16 protein-coding genes are annotated in these 14,590 nt (G+C 74.6%); 12 read left to right on the top strand and 4 right to left on the bottom strand.

Annotated elements, in window-relative coordinates:
* Positions 1-66: 66 nt before the first annotated feature.
* Positions 67-1,044: a dTDP-glucose 4,6-dehydratase gene (rfbB, locus tag NLX85_RS20205; protein ID WP_254337369.1), complete on the bottom strand. Its 978-nt coding sequence runs from the start codon at positions 1,042-1,044 to the stop codon at positions 67-69.
* Positions 1,045-1,162: 118 nt separating this feature from the next.
* Between rfbB and pafA the strand changes: the two genes are divergently transcribed.
* The 3 genes from pafA to NLX85_RS20190 all read left to right on the top strand — a co-directional run bounded on the left by pafA (position 1,163) and on the right by NLX85_RS20190 (position 3,494).
* A complete protein-coding gene (gene pafA, locus NLX85_RS20200; protein ID WP_091265859.1) occupies positions 1,163-2,521 on the top strand; it encodes a Pup--protein ligase in 1,359 nt (452 codons plus the stop codon).
* Positions 2,522-2,585: 64 nt separating this feature from the next.
* Positions 2,586-2,807 carry a hypothetical protein gene (locus NLX85_RS20195; protein ID WP_254337368.1) on the top strand — a complete coding sequence of 74 codons (222 nt, stop codon included), beginning with the start codon at positions 2,586-2,588 and terminating at the stop codon, positions 2,805-2,807.
* A gap of 138 nt (positions 2,808-2,945) precedes the next feature.
* Positions 2,946-3,494 (top strand): carboxymuconolactone decarboxylase family protein, encoded by a 549-nt coding sequence (locus NLX85_RS20190; protein ID WP_308210774.1) that lies wholly within the window; start codon positions 2,946-2,948, stop codon positions 3,492-3,494.
* A gap of 4 nt (positions 3,495-3,498) precedes the next feature.
* Here NLX85_RS20190 and NLX85_RS20185 read toward each other — a convergent pair whose 3' ends face one another.
* Together NLX85_RS20185 and NLX85_RS20180 are read right to left on the bottom strand one after the other, a co-directional pair.
* Positions 3,499-4,584 (bottom strand): DUF3866 family protein, encoded by a 1,086-nt coding sequence (locus NLX85_RS20185; RefSeq protein WP_254337364.1) that lies wholly within the window; start codon positions 4,582-4,584, stop codon positions 3,499-3,501.
* Between the two features lie 54 nt (positions 4,585-4,638).
* Positions 4,639-5,652: a cation diffusion facilitator family transporter gene (locus tag NLX85_RS20180; RefSeq protein WP_254337363.1), complete on the bottom strand. Its 1,014-nt coding sequence runs from the start codon at positions 5,650-5,652 to the stop codon at positions 4,639-4,641.
* A 151-nt stretch (positions 5,653-5,803) separates the two neighbouring features.
* Here NLX85_RS20180 and NLX85_RS20175 point away from each other — a divergent pair, with 151 nt between their 5' ends.
* The 6 genes from NLX85_RS20175 (at position 5,804) to NLX85_RS20150 (ending at position 10,093) form a co-directional block, all read left to right on the top strand.
* The gene (locus NLX85_RS20175; protein WP_254337361.1) at positions 5,804-6,802 is read left to right on the top strand and encodes a YafY family protein; all 999 of its coding nucleotides are present in this window, start codon (positions 5,804-5,806) and stop codon (positions 6,800-6,802) included.
* Entirely contained in the window at positions 6,799-7,806 is a 1,008-nt protein-coding gene (locus NLX85_RS20170) for a YafY family protein (protein WP_254337359.1), read from the top strand. The genes NLX85_RS20175 and NLX85_RS20170 overlap by 4 nt, the downstream gene beginning before the upstream one ends.
* Before the next feature lie 10 nt (positions 7,807-7,816).
* Positions 7,817-8,065 (top strand): hypothetical protein, encoded by a 249-nt coding sequence (locus NLX85_RS20165; RefSeq protein ID WP_254337357.1) that lies wholly within the window; start codon positions 7,817-7,819, stop codon positions 8,063-8,065.
* A gap of 216 nt (positions 8,066-8,281) precedes the next feature.
* Positions 8,282-8,566, top strand: a complete 285-nt coding sequence (gene tatA, locus NLX85_RS20160; RefSeq protein ID WP_091308730.1) for a Sec-independent protein translocase subunit TatA — start codon at positions 8,282-8,284, stop codon at positions 8,564-8,566.
* Between the two features lie 20 nt (positions 8,567-8,586).
* Positions 8,587-9,540, top strand: a complete 954-nt coding sequence (tatC, locus tag NLX85_RS20155) for a twin-arginine translocase subunit TatC (RefSeq protein ID WP_254337354.1) — start codon at positions 8,587-8,589, stop codon at positions 9,538-9,540.
* Between the two features lie 157 nt (positions 9,541-9,697).
* On the top strand, positions 9,698-10,093 hold the full coding sequence (locus NLX85_RS20150; RefSeq protein WP_254337352.1) for a hypothetical protein: 396 nt from the start codon (positions 9,698-9,700) through the stop codon (positions 10,091-10,093).
* A 100-nt stretch (positions 10,094-10,193) separates the two neighbouring features.
* Here NLX85_RS20150 and NLX85_RS20145 read toward each other — a convergent pair whose 3' ends face one another.
* Positions 10,194-11,078, bottom strand: coding sequence for an ABC transporter substrate-binding protein (locus tag NLX85_RS20145; RefSeq protein WP_254337350.1), 885 nt, complete (start codon positions 11,076-11,078; stop codon positions 10,194-10,196).
* A 164-nt stretch (positions 11,079-11,242) separates the two neighbouring features.
* On the opposite strand from NLX85_RS20145, the gene NLX85_RS20140 reads away from it, so the two are divergent.
* The 3 genes from NLX85_RS20140 to NLX85_RS20130 all read left to right on the top strand — a co-directional run bounded on the left by NLX85_RS20140 (position 11,243) and on the right by NLX85_RS20130 (position 14,513).
* Complete coding sequence (locus tag NLX85_RS20140) at positions 11,243-11,620, top strand: SCP2 sterol-binding domain-containing protein (RefSeq protein ID WP_254337348.1); 378 nt, start codon at positions 11,243-11,245, stop codon at positions 11,618-11,620.
* Positions 11,617-13,668 carry a glycogen debranching N-terminal domain-containing protein gene (locus tag NLX85_RS20135; RefSeq protein ID WP_254337346.1) on the top strand — a complete coding sequence of 684 codons (2,052 nt, stop codon included), beginning with the start codon at positions 11,617-11,619 and terminating at the stop codon, positions 13,666-13,668. Before NLX85_RS20140 ends, NLX85_RS20135 begins: the two co-directional genes overlap by 4 nt.
* Before the next feature lie 146 nt (positions 13,669-13,814).
* A complete protein-coding gene (locus NLX85_RS20130; protein WP_254337344.1) occupies positions 13,815-14,513 on the top strand; it encodes a hypothetical protein in 699 nt (232 codons plus the stop codon).
* Positions 14,514-14,590 lie beyond the last annotated feature (77 nt).

The following is a 14,590-nucleotide window of genomic DNA, read 5'->3' as shown; positions in this document are numbered from 1 at the left end:
CTGGCCCGCCCGGCGCCCGAGGGCCATGACCGACTCCGGGGCGCCGGGGCCGGGGGCCGGCGCGGGTCAGCGGTGCGGCTTGAGCGGCGTCCACCAGGCCCGGTTGTCCCGGTACCAGGCGACGGTCGCGGCGAGCCCGTGGTCGAGGTCGACCGTGGGCGCCCAACCCAGCTCGCGCCGCGTGGTGGTGGTGTCGAGGGCGTACCGGCGGTCGTGGCCCTTGCGGTCGGCGACCGGCCGGACCCGTTCCCACCCGGCGCCGCAGGCGGCCAGCAGCCGGCCGGTGAGGTCGCGGTTGGTGAGTTCGGCGCCGCCGCCCAGGTGGTAGATCCCGCCGGCCCGGCCGCGGGTCTGGGCGAGCGCGACGCCGTGGCAGTGGTCGTCGACGTGCAGCCAGTCCCGCACGTTGCCGCCGTCGCCGTAGAGGGGCACGTCGTGCCCGTCGAGCAGGTTGGTGACGAAGAGCGGGATGATCTTCTCGGGGTACTGGTAGGGCCCGTAGGTGTTGGCGCCGCGGGTGACCACGACGTCGAGGCCGTGGGTGCGGTGGTGGGCCAGCGCGAGCAGGTCGCCGGCGGCCTTGCTGGCCGAGTACGGGGAGCTGGGGTCCAGCGGGGCCCGCTCGGTCCAGGCGCCGGTGGCGATGGAGCCGTACACCTCGTCGGTGGAGACCTGGACGAAGCGGCGCACGCCGTGGCGCAGGGCCGCGTCCAGCAGCGTCTGGGTGCCGACCACGTTGGTGGTGACGAAGTCGGCGGCGGCGGCGATGGAGCGGTCCACGTGCGACTCGGCGGCGAAGTGCACGACGACGTCGTGGCCGGCGACGGTGGCGTCGACCAGGGCGGCGTCGCGGATGTCGCCGCGGACGACCCGCAGCCTGGGGTCGGTGCGGACCGGGTCGAGGGCGCCCTCGGTGGCGGCGTAGGTCCAGGCGTCGAGCACGGTGACGGCGTCGGCGGCGAGGTCCGGCTCGGCGCCGGTGAGCAGCCGCCGGACGTACGCCGATCCGATGAAGCCGGCGCCGCCGGTGACGAGGATTCTCACGGCAGGGACCGTACCCGGCGCTGGGATGTGCGACCGCCGGGAATGCCCGTCCCGGTGCGGATGAGACCACCGGGTTGAGCGCTGCCCATCCGGGGCCCCGGGCGGCTAGTGTCACATCATGGAGCGGCGAATCTTCGGCCTCGAGACCGAGTACGGCGTCACCTGCACCTATCGCGGGCAGCGCCGACTGTCCCCCGACGAGGTCGCGCGGTACCTGTTCCGGCGGGTGGTGTCGTGGGGCCGGTCGAGCAATGTGTTCCTGCGCAACGGAGCCCGCCTCTACCTGGACGTGGGCTCGCACCCGGAGTACGCGACGCCGGAGTGCGACTCGGTGACCGACCTGGTGGCCCACGACCGGGCGGGGGAGCGGATCCTGGAAGGGCTGCTCGTCGACGCGGAGAAGCGGCTGCACGACGAGGGCATCGCGGGCGAGATCTACCTGTTCAAGAACAACACCGACTCGGCCGGCAACTCGTACGGCTGCCACGAGAACTACCTGGTGTCCCGGCACGGCGAGTTCGGCCGGCTGGCCGACGTGCTCATCCCGTTCCTGGTCACCCGGCAGTTGATCTGCGGTGCGGGCAAGGTGCTGCAGACCCCGCGCGGCGCGGTCTACTGCCTGTCACAGCGTGCCGAGCACATCTGGGAGGGCGTCTCCTCGGCGACCACCCGCAGCCGGCCGATCATCAACACCCGGGACGAGCCGCACGCGGACGCCGAGCGCTACCGGCGGCTGCACGTCATCGTCGGCGACTCGAACATGAACGAGGTCACCACGCTGCTGAAGGTCGGCACGGCCGACATCGTGCTGCGGATGATCGAGGCCGGGGTGGTGATGCGGGACCTCACGCTGGAGAACCCGATCCGGGCGATCCGCGAGGTGTCCCACGACATCACCGGCCGGCGCAAGGTGCGGCTGGCCTCCGGCAAGGAGGTCTCGGCGCTGGAGATCCAGCAGGAATACCTGGCGAAGGCGACGGAGTTCGTCGAGCGCCGGGGCGGGGACCAGACCGCGAAGCGGGTGGTCGAGCTCTGGGGCCGCGTGCTGCGGGCGGTGGAGACCGGTGACCTGGACCCGGTGGCCCGGGAGATCGACTGGGTGACGAAGCTGCGGCTGATCGAGCGCTACCAGCGCAAGCACGACCTGCCGCTTTCGCACCCGCGGGTGGCGCAGATGGACCTGGCCTACCACGACCTGCGGCGCGGCCGGGGCCTGTACGGGCTGCTGGAGCGGCGCGGCGAGGTGGACCGGGTGGCCACCGACCCGGAGATCTTCGAGGCGAAGGAGACCCCGCCGCAGACCACCCGGGCGCGGCTGCGGGGCGAGTTCATCCGGCACGCCCAGGAGAAGCGTCGGGACTTCACGGTGGACTGGGTGCACCTGAAGCTGAACGACCAGGCGCAGCGCACCGTGCTGTGCAAGGACCCGTTCCGGGCGTACGACGAGCGGGTGGAGCGGCTCATCGCGAGCATGTGACCCGGGGGCGGGCGGCCGGTGCTGCGCGCGCCGGCCGTCCGCCCACCGGTACGCTGGCGTCGCGATGAACACTTCCGAACCTGCCGGCCGCCCCGGCCGCGAGACGTCCGCCGGCCGCGACAGCGGGGCGGAGAAGCTCAACTGGATCGATCGGCGCCGCGAGAAGATCCGTGCCGAGATCGAGCGCAACCGCCGCGGCGAGCACACGGTGCCGACCTGGGTGCTGGCGGTCGCGCTGGTGCTGATCCTGGGTGCCTGGCTGGCGCTGATCTTCCTGGCCGGCTGAGGCGGGGCGTACCGGCCGGAGCGCCGCCGCGTCGCCGAGCCGGGCCTTGACGCGCCATCGCGCGCATGCTCGTCTATGGCTCACGGGGGAGTCGTGCCGTCGCGCGCTCCCCGGCCGACGACGAGGGAGCGTGACGTCATCGCACACATCGACCTCGGTCTGGACGAGCAGGCCCACCCCGGCATCAACGGGCTGGCCCGCTACCGACCGGAGACCGCCGGGCCGCTGCTCGACCTCGCCGACACGCTGCTGCACGCCCCGCATCCCACGCTGACACCGGGGGAGCGGGAGCTGATCGCCGCGTACGTGTCGGGTCTGAACGACTGCACGTTCTGCTGCGCGTCGCACTCGGCGTTCGCCGCCGCCCAGCTGCCGGCGGGGATGCCGCTGGTGGAGCAGGTGCGGCAGGACCCGGACGCGGCGCCGGTCGGGGCGAAGATGCGGGCGCTGCTGCGGATCGCCGGGGCGGTGCAGCGCAGCGGCCGGGAGGTCACCGCGGAACTGGTGAAGGAGGCCCGCGCCGAGGGCGCCACCGACCTGGAGATCCACGACACGGTGCTGATCGCCGCCGCGTTCTGCATGTACAACCGCTACGTCGACGGCCTGGGCACGGTGGCGCCATCAGACCCGGCGGGCTACACCCGGGCCGCCGCCCACATCGTGGCGCACGGCTACGGGGCGCGCTGACCGTTCAGCCGAGCAGGCGGGCCGCGTGCCGGCCGGCGGCGGCCGCGGCCAGGAAGTAGGCGTGGTCGCCGTCGAGCCCGCGGCCCATCGTCGACAGGCCGACCGGGCTGGCCCGCAGCGCCGCGTCCAGGCCGTCGGTGGGCACGGTCACGATCCGGTGCCGCGCCGCGAGCGGGGCCAGCGCCGCCGTGACCTCGGCCCCGAGGGCCGGGTCCAGGCCGTCCGGCACGACCAGCTCCGCGGGGGCCAGGGCGACCCGGCCGTACGCGGTGAGGCTGTGGTGGGAGACGCCGCGGTGCCGGGGGCGGGGGTCGGCGTCGGAGATGCGCAGCGAGCCGACCGGCCGCCCGCCCAGCGTGGCGACCGCGTTGACCGCCTCGCCGACGGCCACCCCGGAGAAGCCCCAGCGGGTGCCGGTGCCGAGGTTGCCGGGGCCCTGGGCGACGATCGCGACGTCGGCGCCGAGCACGTGCCGCGCCGCGAGCAGGCCGCTGTGCAGGGTGCTGGCCTCCAGGTCGCCGCCGAACGCCTGACCCACGCTGACCGTGCCGGCGAGCCGTTCGGCGAGCCCGGCGAGGGTGCGGGAGAACCAGGCCGGCAGCGCGCCGCCGTCGGTGAGCAGGTAGGCCACCCGGGAGTCCGGCGCGTCGGCGTGGACGCCGGCCAGGATCGCCGGCAGCGCGGAGTGCAGGTCGGCGGTGACCACCGGCATCCCGTCGACGGACTCCGCGGCGGCCAGCCGCGCGTGGTGCGGGGACGCCTCCTCGTCCACGCCGAGCAGGATCGGCTGCAGCGGCGTGTAGCGGGCCTTCACCAGGTGCCCGGCGGCGCGGGTGTCGGCGGCCTGCGGCGGGTCGGCGGGGAGCCGGTCGGGCAGGGCGACGACCAGCGCGTACCCGCCGGTGCCGAGGCCCATCAGCAGGGCGCCGGCGTTGAGCAGCACCCGGTCGCCGGGCTCCGGGTCGCCGACGAGCGCCGGGTACGCCAGGGCGCGCATCCGGCCGCCGTCGGGCAGGTCGACGTCGAGTTCCGCGGCGCCGGCCCACCGTCGCCGTACCGCCGTGACCGTGCCGGACCGCCATCGCACCATGCCGGCACGCTATCGGCCGGCGGCCCGCCGCCCTGCGGCCGGGTCGGCGGCCGGTCAGGCCGGTCCGCCGCCGCCCGCCTCCTGGTCCACCGGCCGCTGGTTCTCGTCCTGCGTGGTCCGGGCCGGGCGCCCGTGGCTGCCGCGGATCGAGCGGGTCGGGTCGAGGAAGACGTACGCGACCTCCGGGAACCGGTCGGTGAGGCGCCGTTCGGCCTCGTCGGCGGCGGCCTCGATGTCGGCGCCGGTGGCGTCGTCGTGGAAGTCGACCTTGGCGGCGACCAGGATGTCCTCCGGGCCGAGGACCATGGTCATCAGGGTGTCGATCCGGTCCACCGCCGGCAGCCCGGCCAGCTCCTGCTCGATCTGCCGGTGCACCCGTTCGGAGACGGCCCGGCCGACCAGCAGCGAGATGTTGCTGCGCGCCAGGATGCCGGCGACCACCAGCAGCAGCACGCCGATGAGGATCGAGGCGACGCCGTCGTAGAGCTCGTCGCCGGTGAGGTGGGACAGCGTGAGCCCGGCGGCGGCGATCAGCAGGCCGATCAGGGCGGCGGTGTCCTCCAGGAAGACCGCCTTGACCGTGGTGTCGGCGGTCAGCCGCAGGTAGCGGTGCGGGGTGGCCCGCCAGCGCCGGGACTCCCGGCGGACCTGCCGGACCGCCCGGGCCAGCGAGACCGACTCGATGGCGAAGGAGATCGCCAGCACGACGTACGCGGTCAGGTAGTTGCCGGTGTGCTCGTGCACCAGGATGGTGGTGACGCCGTGGGTGATGGCGAAGCCGGCGCCGACCACGAAGGTGAACAGCGCGGCGAGGAACGCCCAGACGTAGCTCTCCTTGCCGTACCCGAACGGGTGCCGGGTGTCGGCGGGCCGCGCGCCGCGGCGCAGCGCCAGGTAGAGCAGCACCTCGGTGGTGGTGTCGGCCACCGAGTGGGCGGCCTCGGAGAGCATCGCCGCGGAGCCGGAGATCAGGCCCGCGACCAGCTTGGCGATCGCGATGGCGAGGTTCGCCGCGCCGGCCACCACGACCGTGCCGACGCTCTCGTTCTTGATCTGCGCCTCGGCCATGGGCTCACCCTATGGCCGCCGTCGGCGCGCCGCCCGGCGAGCGGCGCGGGCTCCGGGCGGTGTGGCGCGGATCGCCTCGGCGGCGGGACTCCCGCGCGCCGCGCCCGCGCGGGTGCGCGCTGCGGACGTGCGGGCTGCTAGCGTTTCCCACGTGTCGCGGACCCGTACCGAACGCCTGGTCAACCTGGTGATCTGCCTGCTGTCCACGCGACGGTTCCTGACCGCCGCGCAGATCGCCGCGACCGTGCCCGGCTACGAGCACGATCCGGACGACGCCAAGGACCACGAGGCGTTCCAGCGCAAGTTCGAACGGGACAAGGCCGAGCTGCGGGAGCTCGGGGTGCCGCTGGAGACCGGCACGGCCAGCGTCTTCGACGCCGAGCCGGGCTACCGCATCGCGCCCCGCGAGTACGCCCTGCCCGACATCCCCCTCGAACCGGACGAGGCCGCCGCCGTGGGCATCGCGGCCCGGCTGTGGCAGCACGCCGGCCTGGCCGCCGCCGCCTCGTCGGGGCTGGCGAAGCTGCGCGCCGCCGGCATCGACGTCGACCCACAGGCCACGCTGGGCCTGGAGCCGATGGTCACGGTCGACCCGGCGTTCGCGCCGCTGACCGCCGCCGCGCGGGACCGGCGCGAGGTCAACTTCGACTACCGGGTGCCCGACCGGGACGCGCCGACCCGCCGCCGGCTCCAGCCGTGGGGCGTCGTCTGCTGGCGCGGCCGCTGGTACGTGGTCGGTCACGACCGGGACCGGGCGGCGACCCGCTGCTTCCGGCTCTCCCGTGTGGTGGGCGCGGTCCGGGTGACCGGCGAGCCCGGCGCGTACGAGCCGCCCGCCCGGGTGGACCTGATCAGCCACGTGGCCCGCTGGTCCGGGCCGGTCGAGCGGACCGGCCGGGCCACCGTGCTGGTCGCTCCCGGCCGCGCCGCGGGGCTGCGCCGCTGGGCGGTGGAGACCGAGGCCGGGCCGGACGGCGACCGCCTGGTCATGCCGTACGCCGACGCCGACTTCCTGGCCGGCCAGATCGTCGGGTACGGCCCGGACGTGCGGGTGTTGGAGCCGCCGGAGGTCCGCGAGGCGGTCATCCAGCGGTTGAAGGAGATCGCGGCCCGCCACGACGACCTGGCGGTGGCCGGGGGTGCCCGGTGACCCGCCCGGCGGCACGCGGCGGCCGCGCCTCGGCGGACCGGCTGGCCCGGCTGCTCAACCTGGTGCCCTACCTGCTGGCCCGCCCCGGCATCGAGATCGCCGAGGCGGCGCACGACCTGGGGGTGACCGAGAAGCAGCTCCGCGAGGACCTGGAGCTGCTCTGGGTGTGCGGGCTGCCCGGTTACGGCCCCGGTGACCTGATCGACATGGCGTTCGACGGCGACCGGGTGACCATCACCTACGACGCCGGCATCGACCGCCCGCTGCGGCTCACCCCGGACGAGGCCCTGGCCCTGGTGGTGGCGCTGCGGATGCTCGCCGAGACGCCCGGGGTGGCGAACCGGGAGGCCGTCGAGCGGGCGCTCGCCAAGATCGAGAGCGCCGCCGGCGACCTGGCCGGCGCCCCGGTCGAGGTGCGGCTGCCCGGCGACACGGCCCGGGTCCGCGAGCTGCGCGCCGCCGTCGAGCGCGGCCGGGCGCTGCGGATCACCTACTACACCGCGGCGCGCGACGAGACCACCGAGCGGACCATCGACCCGCTGCGGATGCTGATGGTCGGCGGCCGGGCGTACGTGGAGGCGTGGTGCCGCCGGGCCGAGGCGGTCCGGCTGTTCCGGGTCGACCGGATCGACGCCGTCGCCGAGCTGGCGGAGCCGGCCGTGGTGCCGCCGCAGGCCCGCCCGCACGACCTCAGCGACGGGGTGTTCCGCCCCTCGCCGGATCTGCCGCTGATCACCCTGCGGATCGGCCGGGGCGAGCGGTGGATCACCGAGTACTACCCGTGCGAGCGGGTCGAGGCCGACGGCGAGCAGTGGGTGGTGTCGCTGCGCGTCACCGACCTGGGCTGGGCCCGCCGGTTCGTGCTCGGGCTCGGGCCGGACGTGACGGTGGTCGCGCCGACCGAGCTGGCCGAGCAGGTCCGCGCCCAGGCGGTCGCCGCGCTCGACGCGTACGCCACTCCGGCCGACCGCGCCGATCCGGCGGTGGCCGCGGTCACCCAGTAGGCTGACCGCCGTGGTGACGTGGATCGTGCTCGGGGTCGTGCTGTTCGCGCTCGTCGTGCTGGCCCTGGCGGTCCGGCCGGTGCTGGCGCGGCTGCCCCGGCTGCGCCGCACGGCGCTGGCCCTGCAGCGGCGCCAGGCCGAGGCGGAGTCGCTGCGCTCGGCGGCCGAGGAGCTTCAGGCGCGGGCCGAGTCGCTCCAGGAGCGGGTGGGTGTGGCGCAGGAACGGATCGCGTTGATCAAGGCCAGCCGCGGGAAGTGATCGACGGCGGTCGGTCCGCTGTTCGGTAGCTGCGCGTTGGCGGCCGGATCCGCGCACGATTGCGCCCCCGCGGGTGGTTGACGGGACACTCCGGGTTGTCCGAGACTTCACCGACCAGGCCCGCAACCGGGGGCCCGGCAGGGTGGCAACGGTCTTCGACGCACGTACGATGGGCTGCGTCCACCCCTCACCGACACAGAGCGACTGGAGCTTCCCATGGGTGCCCTCAAGCCGTGGCACATCGCCGTACTCGTGGTCGTGCTGATCCTGCTCTTCGGCGCGAAGCGGCTCCCCGACGCGGCCCGCTCGCTGGGCCGTTCGCTGCGGATCATCAAGGCCGAGACCAAGAGCCTGCACGACGACGACCGTGACCTGGCCGAGAAGGCCGACGCGCAGTCCGGCTACCAGCCGCTCCCGCCGCAGCAGCAGCAGTTCGCGCAGCCGCAGCAGCAGCCGGTCGCCCCGCCGGTCGACCCGGTGCAGCGCGTCCGCGAGAACTGATCCGAAAGGGCCCCACCACCGTGGCCTTCGGGTTGAAGAAGCGCGGCCCGAGCACGTTCGAGCGGGCCGCCGACGGCTCGATGACGCTCATCGAGCACTTCCGCGAGCTGCGCTCCCGGCTGTTCCGCGCGTCGCTGGCGATCCTGGTCGGCTTCGGGTTCGGCGTCTGGCTCTCAGGGCCGGTGCTGCACCTGCTGCAGAAGCCGTACTGCGACCTGCCGAAGGCGCGGCTCGTCAACGGCATGTGCAACTTCGTCCAGCTCGGCCCGGCTGACCTGTTCCTGTTGCAGATGAAGGTCGCCCTCTGGGTCGGCCTGATCATCGCGGCGCCGGTCTGGCTCTACCAGCTCTGGGCGTTCATCGCGCCGGGCCTGCACCGGCACGAGCGCAGGTACGCCTACTTCTTCACCGCCCTGGCCGCGCCGCTGTTCGCGGCCGGCGCGGTGCTGGCGTTCTTCGTCACGTCCAAGGGCCTGGAGTTCCTGCTCAACGTCTCCGGCGGCGGGGACGTCACCACGACGCTGGACATCACCCGCTACATCGGGTTCGTCACCAACCTGATCCTGCTGTTCGGGGTGGCGTTCGAGTTCCCGCTGATCGTGTTGATGCTCAACTTCGTCGGCCTGGCCAGCGCCAAGCGCCTCCTGGGCTGGTGGCGGGTGGCGATCTTCGTGTTCTTCGCGTTCTCCGCGGTGGTCACGCCGACGCCCGACCCGTTCGGCATGACGGCGCTGGCGTTCTGCCTCTCCGCGCTCTACTTCGGCGCGGTGGCGGTGGCGTTCGTCAACGACAAGCGGCGCGGGCGGCGGCGGGAGCTCTACGCGGACGTCGCCGACGACGAGGTGTCGCCGCTGGACCTGTCCGTCGAGCCGGTCGGGGCCGCCGGTGGGGTGGAGGCGAGCGCGCCGATCGGTGCGCCCGAGCCGGTCGCCGCCCCGGCGCCGATCGAACGCCGCTACGACGACATGACCTGACCGGCCAGGCCGGGCAGCACGTCACGCCGGACGCCGTCCCCTCCCCGGGGGCGGCGTCCGCGCGTCTCGGCCGGCGCCGGGCTGAGGAAGTGGGCGGCGAGAGGCAACCCGGCTTCCGGGACACCGTGCGGCCCGGTGGCTCGGCATACTGGCGGCCGTGATCGAAAACGACCGGGCGGGCCGCCCCGACCTGCCCTCGGCGCTGCGCTTCCTGACCGAACTGGTCGCCTGGGTGGCCACCCCGTGGGCGCTCGCCCCGCACTCCGTGGTGCTGGCGGTCGCCTCGGTGGTGCTGCTGATCGGCCTGCCCACCGTGTTCGCCACCCCCGGCGACAAGCGCCAGGTGATCGTGCCGGTGCCGGGGTTGGTCACCGTGGCGCTGGTGCTGCTGCAACTGGTCGCCGCGGTGCTCGCGGCCTGGGCGGCCTGGCCGCGGCCGGTCGCGGTCGCGGTGACCGTGCTGGCGGCGGCCACGGTGGTGACCGAGCTGCCCCGCTGGCGCCGGCTCGCGCCGCTGCGCCGCGACGGCCGTCCGGCCCACCCGGCCGCCTGACCCCGCCGGTTCGACACCGGCTCGCTGGATTCCACGGTGGGCGAGGTGGCGGTGTCCGGGGTCCACGGGATGTCGCCACCCCGGCGAGGTGGCGGCGTCGTCAGGCCACCCGGCGAGCGGCGTCCGGGGGCGGGGCCGGCACGGCGTCCGGGTGCAGGATCGCCGCGATGGCCTCGGCGCCGTCGACCAGGCGCGGCCCGGCCCGCACGATCAGCCCGTCCGCGTCGAGCGCCCAGACCTCCGCGCCGGGGAACCGTGCGGCCACCCCGTCGGCCTGCGCGGCGGCCCCGTCCAGGTGGAAGCCGCACGGCGCGACGAGCACCACCTCGGGCCGGGCGGCCCGCAGCGCCGCCCAGGTGGTCGGCGTGGACCGGGCGCCGGGGTGGGTCGCCACCGGCTCGCCGCCGGCGGCCTCGACCAGGTCGGGGATCCAGTGCCCGGCGCCGAACGGCGGGTCCACCCACTCCACCACGGCGACCCGCCGCCGGGCCCGGCCGGCCACCGCCGCGCGGACCGCCGCGAGCCGCCCCCGCAACGCGTCGACCAGGGCCTCGGCCCGGTCCGGCACCCGGGCCGCCGCGCCCACCGCCAGGATCGTGTCCAGCACGTCCGCCAGGGTGTACGGGTCGAGCGACAGCACCTCCGCCCGGCAGCCGAGGTGGTCGACGGCGTCCGCGACCCGGCCCGACGGCAGCGCGCAGACCCGACACAGGTCCTGGGTGAGGATCAGGTCCGGGTCCAGCCCGGCCAGCGCGCCGGCGTGCAGGGTGTAAAGGTCCGAGCCGGCGGCGAGCTGGCCCTTGACGTACGCGTCGATCTCGCCCGGGCTCATGCCCCGGGTGTCCCGGCCGCCCACCACGATCGTGGTGCCGGCCCGGTGCTCGGGCGGCACCGCGCACTCGAAGGTGACCCCGACCAGCTCGTCACCGAGCCCCAGGGCGTAGACGATCTCGGTGGCCGAGGGGAGCAGGGAGACCAGGCGCATCCCGCCATCCTGCCCGCCGTCCGCAGTTCCCCGATCCCCAGGTCCACCCCGGGGTCCGGAGTTAGTCTGGGGCGGCGCCCGAGGCGGTGCGGACGCGTCCGTCGTCGCGGCCCGCCCGGCGTCGCTGCCGGCGGCGTGACGACCCTCTCCCGGGAGGCGGTGCCGTGTCCGATCCGATCGAGGCGTTCTTCGCGCAGCTCGCCCGGCGGGCGCCCGAGCGGCTGCTGCGCCGCACCGCCGGCATGATCCGGTTCGACCTGGAGGAGGGCGGCAGCCTCGACGTCTGGCACCTGACCATCACCCATGGCCGGATCGCGGTGGAGCGCCGGGTGCGGGACGCCGACGCGGTGATCCGCACCCGGCGGGACTTCTTCCTCCGGATGGCTCGGGGTGAGGCCAAGCCCCTGGCCGCCTGGCTGCGCAACGACCTCACCGCCGAGGGGCACTTCCGCTTCGTGGTCCTGCTGGAGCGGCTCTTCCCGGCGCCGCCCGGCGCGCGGCACCCGCGGGCCCTCACCGGTGGACGCGGGGCGCCCGGATGAAGCCGGACCTGGTCCGCGTGCTGGACGGCAACGTCTTCGTGCTCAGCGAGGACAACGGCGACATCGAGGCGAACGTGGCCAACCCGTGCGGCTTCTTCGACTTCGACACCCGGTTCCTGTCGGTGTGGCGGCTCACGCTGGACGGCGAGCGGCTCCACCCGCTCTCCATCGCCGAGCGGGACCACCTCCACCTGCGGTTCTTTCTCGTGCCCGGCCGACCGACGCACTACGTGGACGCCAAGTCGTCGGTCATCCGGGAGCGGACGATCACCGGCGGTGTCTTCGAGGAACGGCTGACGGTGCTCAACCACAACCACGTGCCGGTGGACTACGCCGTACGGCTCGACGTGGGCAGCGACTTCTCCCCGATCCTGGGCGTGTCCATGGAGCGCCGGGCGCCGGGGCGGCTCTACCAGTGCCCCGAGGAGCGCGGCCTGCGCCTCGGCTACCAGCGCGAGCGCTTCCAGCGGGAGACGCTGGTGACCAGCAGTGAGCCGGTGCGGGCGGACGAGGCGGGTCTGAGCTGGACGGTGCGGCTGGCCCCCAAGCAGTCGTGGACGACGACCGTGCGGGTGGAGGCGCTGGTGCTGCGCCCGGACGGCCTGGACGTCCGCGACCGGTTGGAGGGCCGGCCCAGGGCCGACGCCGACGAACGGCAGCGCGACCTGGCGAACTGGCTGTCCCGGACGCCGCAGCTCAGCTGCGACTGGGAGGCGCTGACCGACGTCTACCGGCGCAGCCTGGTGGACCTGGCGGCCCTGCGCTACTCGCCGCTGACCCTGCCCGACCAGGTGATGCCCGCCGCCGGCCTGCCCTGGACGGCCACCATCACCGGCCGGGACAGCATCCTGACCAGCTTCATGGCGCTGCCCGTCGCGTCCGAGCTGGCGTCGGCGACGGTGCGGATGCTCGGCCTCGACCAGGGCGCGGTGCTCGACGACTTCCGCGACGAGGAACCCGGCAAGATCCTCCGCGAGTTCCGCTACGGGGAGATGGTGGCCTTCGAGGAGCGCCCCGAGTCCCCGTACTACGGCAACGCCGACGCCACCCCGCTCTACGTGATCCTGCTCGACGAGTACGAGCGGTGGACCGGCGACGTCGACCTGGTGCGGGAGTTCGAGGACGAGGCCCGCGCGGCGCTGCGGTGGATCGACGAGTACGGCGACCTGCTCGGTGACGGCTACGTCCGCTACCTGCGCCGCAACGAGCGTTCCGGGGTGGCGAACCAGGGCTGGAAGGACTCGCCGGAGGCGATCTGCTTCGCCGACGGGGGGCTGCCCGGCCCGCCCCTGGCGACCTGCGAACTCCAGGGGTACGCGTACGACGCGAAGATGCGCGGCGCGCGGATGGCCCGGGAGTTCTGGGGTGACCCGGCGTACGCCGACCGGCTGGAACGGGAGGCGGCGGCGCTGCGGGAGCGCTTCGACCGGGACTTCTGGATCGCCGACCGGGGCTACTACGCGCTCGCCCTGGACAGCGACGGCCGGCAGGTCGACGCGCTGGCGTCCAACATGGGCCACCTGCTGTGGAGCGGCATCGTCCCGGCGGAACGGGCCGCCGACGTGGCCGCCCACCTGGTCGGGCCCCGGCTCTTCTCCGGCTGGGGGATCCGCAGCCTGGCCGCCGGACAGGAGCGCTACAACCCGCTCGGCTACCACGTCGGCGCGGTGTGGCCGTTCGACAACGCGCTGATCAGCTGGGGCCTGCGCCGGTACGGCTTCGCCGAGGAGGCGGGGCGGGTGGCCGAGGCCATCGTGGACGCCTCCCGGTTCTTCCAGGGCCGCCTGCCCGAGGCGTTCGCCGGCTATGCCCGCGAGCTGACCGAGTATCCGGTGCGCTATCCGACCGCGAACAACCCGCAGGCCATGGCGACGGCCGCCCCGTTCCTGCTGCTGCGCGCCCTGCTCGGGTTGGAGGCGGTCGGCGAGCACCTGCTGATGGCGCCACGCGTGCCGGCCCGGTTCGGTCGGATGGAGCTGCTCGACGTGCCGGGCCGGTGGGGGCGGCGGGACGTGATCGGCAGCGGGCTGGCCCACGTCGACCACTGACCGCCGATCGCGCCGCCCTCTCCCCTTGCCAGCACGGCCGGCCCGCTTAGACTCTCCTGACTCCGCCGAGTCCCCCCGGGCGGTGTGCCGGGGCGGTCGTCGGCGCCCGTCCTGGTCAGCACGCTGACCTCCGCTCCGGAGAGCCGATGAAGAGCCGTACCGCCGCCGTCGTGGTCGCGATCTGCGCCACCGCCGCCCTCACCGCCTGCGGTGACGACGACCCCGCCCCGAAGGGCAGCCAGGTCCCGGTGACCGCCACCGACACCAGTTGCGAGGTCGCCACCACCCTCTTCAACCCGGGCGCGGTCACCTTCACGGTGACCAACCGGGGGCAGCAGGCCACCGGGGTCTACCTCTACGGCCGGGAGAAGGCCGGGTTCACCAAGGTGGTCGCCGAGGCGGCGGAGGTCGCGCCGGGGAAGACCGGCGACCTGCGCGCCACCCTCGCCACCGGCCTGTACGAGGTCGCCTGCAAGCCCGGCCGGAAGGGCGACGGCGTGCGGACCCGGATCACCGTCTCCGACGACGGCACGGTGGCCAGCGCCGCCGCCGAGACGGCGTACGACCGGGAGGTCGCCGTCGAGCTGACGGCGGCCGGGATCACCGGCGCCGACGGGCTGATCGCCGAGCCTGGCGAGAAGATCGCGTTGCGGGTGACGAACAAGACCACCGGTGCCCGGACGCTGCACGTGCTCGACCCGGACGCCAAGCCGGCCGCCGAGATCAAGGTGGAGCCGAGCGGCAAGGCGGAGGCGGTCGTGGTGCTCGGCGGCGCCGGCAACTGGTCGTTGAAGGTCCAGGGCGACGGCGTCGAGCCGGTGACCCGGCGGTTCGTCGTGCGCTGACCGGTGAGCCCCGCCACCCGGCGGGAAACCGGGTCCGCGGCGTGTCCCGGGCGGTCTAGTGTTCGCCCGGGGCCGCC

Origin of the sequence: Micromonospora sp. A3M-1-15, from assembly GCF_024213425.1 — a bacterium.
Classification (GTDB): Bacteria; Actinomycetota; Actinomycetes; order Mycobacteriales; family Micromonosporaceae; genus Micromonospora; species Micromonospora chersina.
This window is presented reverse-complemented; position numbering and strand designations above follow the sequence as displayed.

Coding starts and splice junctions, on each gene's coding strand:
- NLX85_RS20135 (WP_254337346.1), top strand. CDS start 11,617: ATGAAGCCGGACCTGGTCCGCGTGCTGGACGGCAACGTCTTCGTGCTC.
- NLX85_RS20180 (WP_254337363.1), bottom strand. CDS start 5,652: ATGGCCGAGGCGCAGATCAAGAACGAGAGCGTCGGCACGGTCGTGGTG.
- tatA (WP_091308730.1), top strand. CDS start 8,282: ATGGGTGCCCTCAAGCCGTGGCACATCGCCGTACTCGTGGTCGTGCTG.
- pafA (WP_091265859.1), top strand. CDS start 1,163: ATGGAGCGGCGAATCTTCGGCCTCGAGACCGAGTACGGCGTCACCTGC.
- NLX85_RS20195 (WP_254337368.1), top strand. CDS start 2,586: ATGAACACTTCCGAACCTGCCGGCCGCCCCGGCCGCGAGACGTCCGCC.
- NLX85_RS20185 (WP_254337364.1), bottom strand. CDS start 4,584: ATGGTGCGATGGCGGTCCGGCACGGTCACGGCGGTACGGCGACGGTGG.
- NLX85_RS20145 (WP_254337350.1), bottom strand. CDS start 11,078: ATGCGCCTGGTCTCCCTGCTCCCCTCGGCCACCGAGATCGTCTACGCC.
- NLX85_RS20130 (WP_254337344.1), top strand. CDS start 13,815: ATGAAGAGCCGTACCGCCGCCGTCGTGGTCGCGATCTGCGCCACCGCC.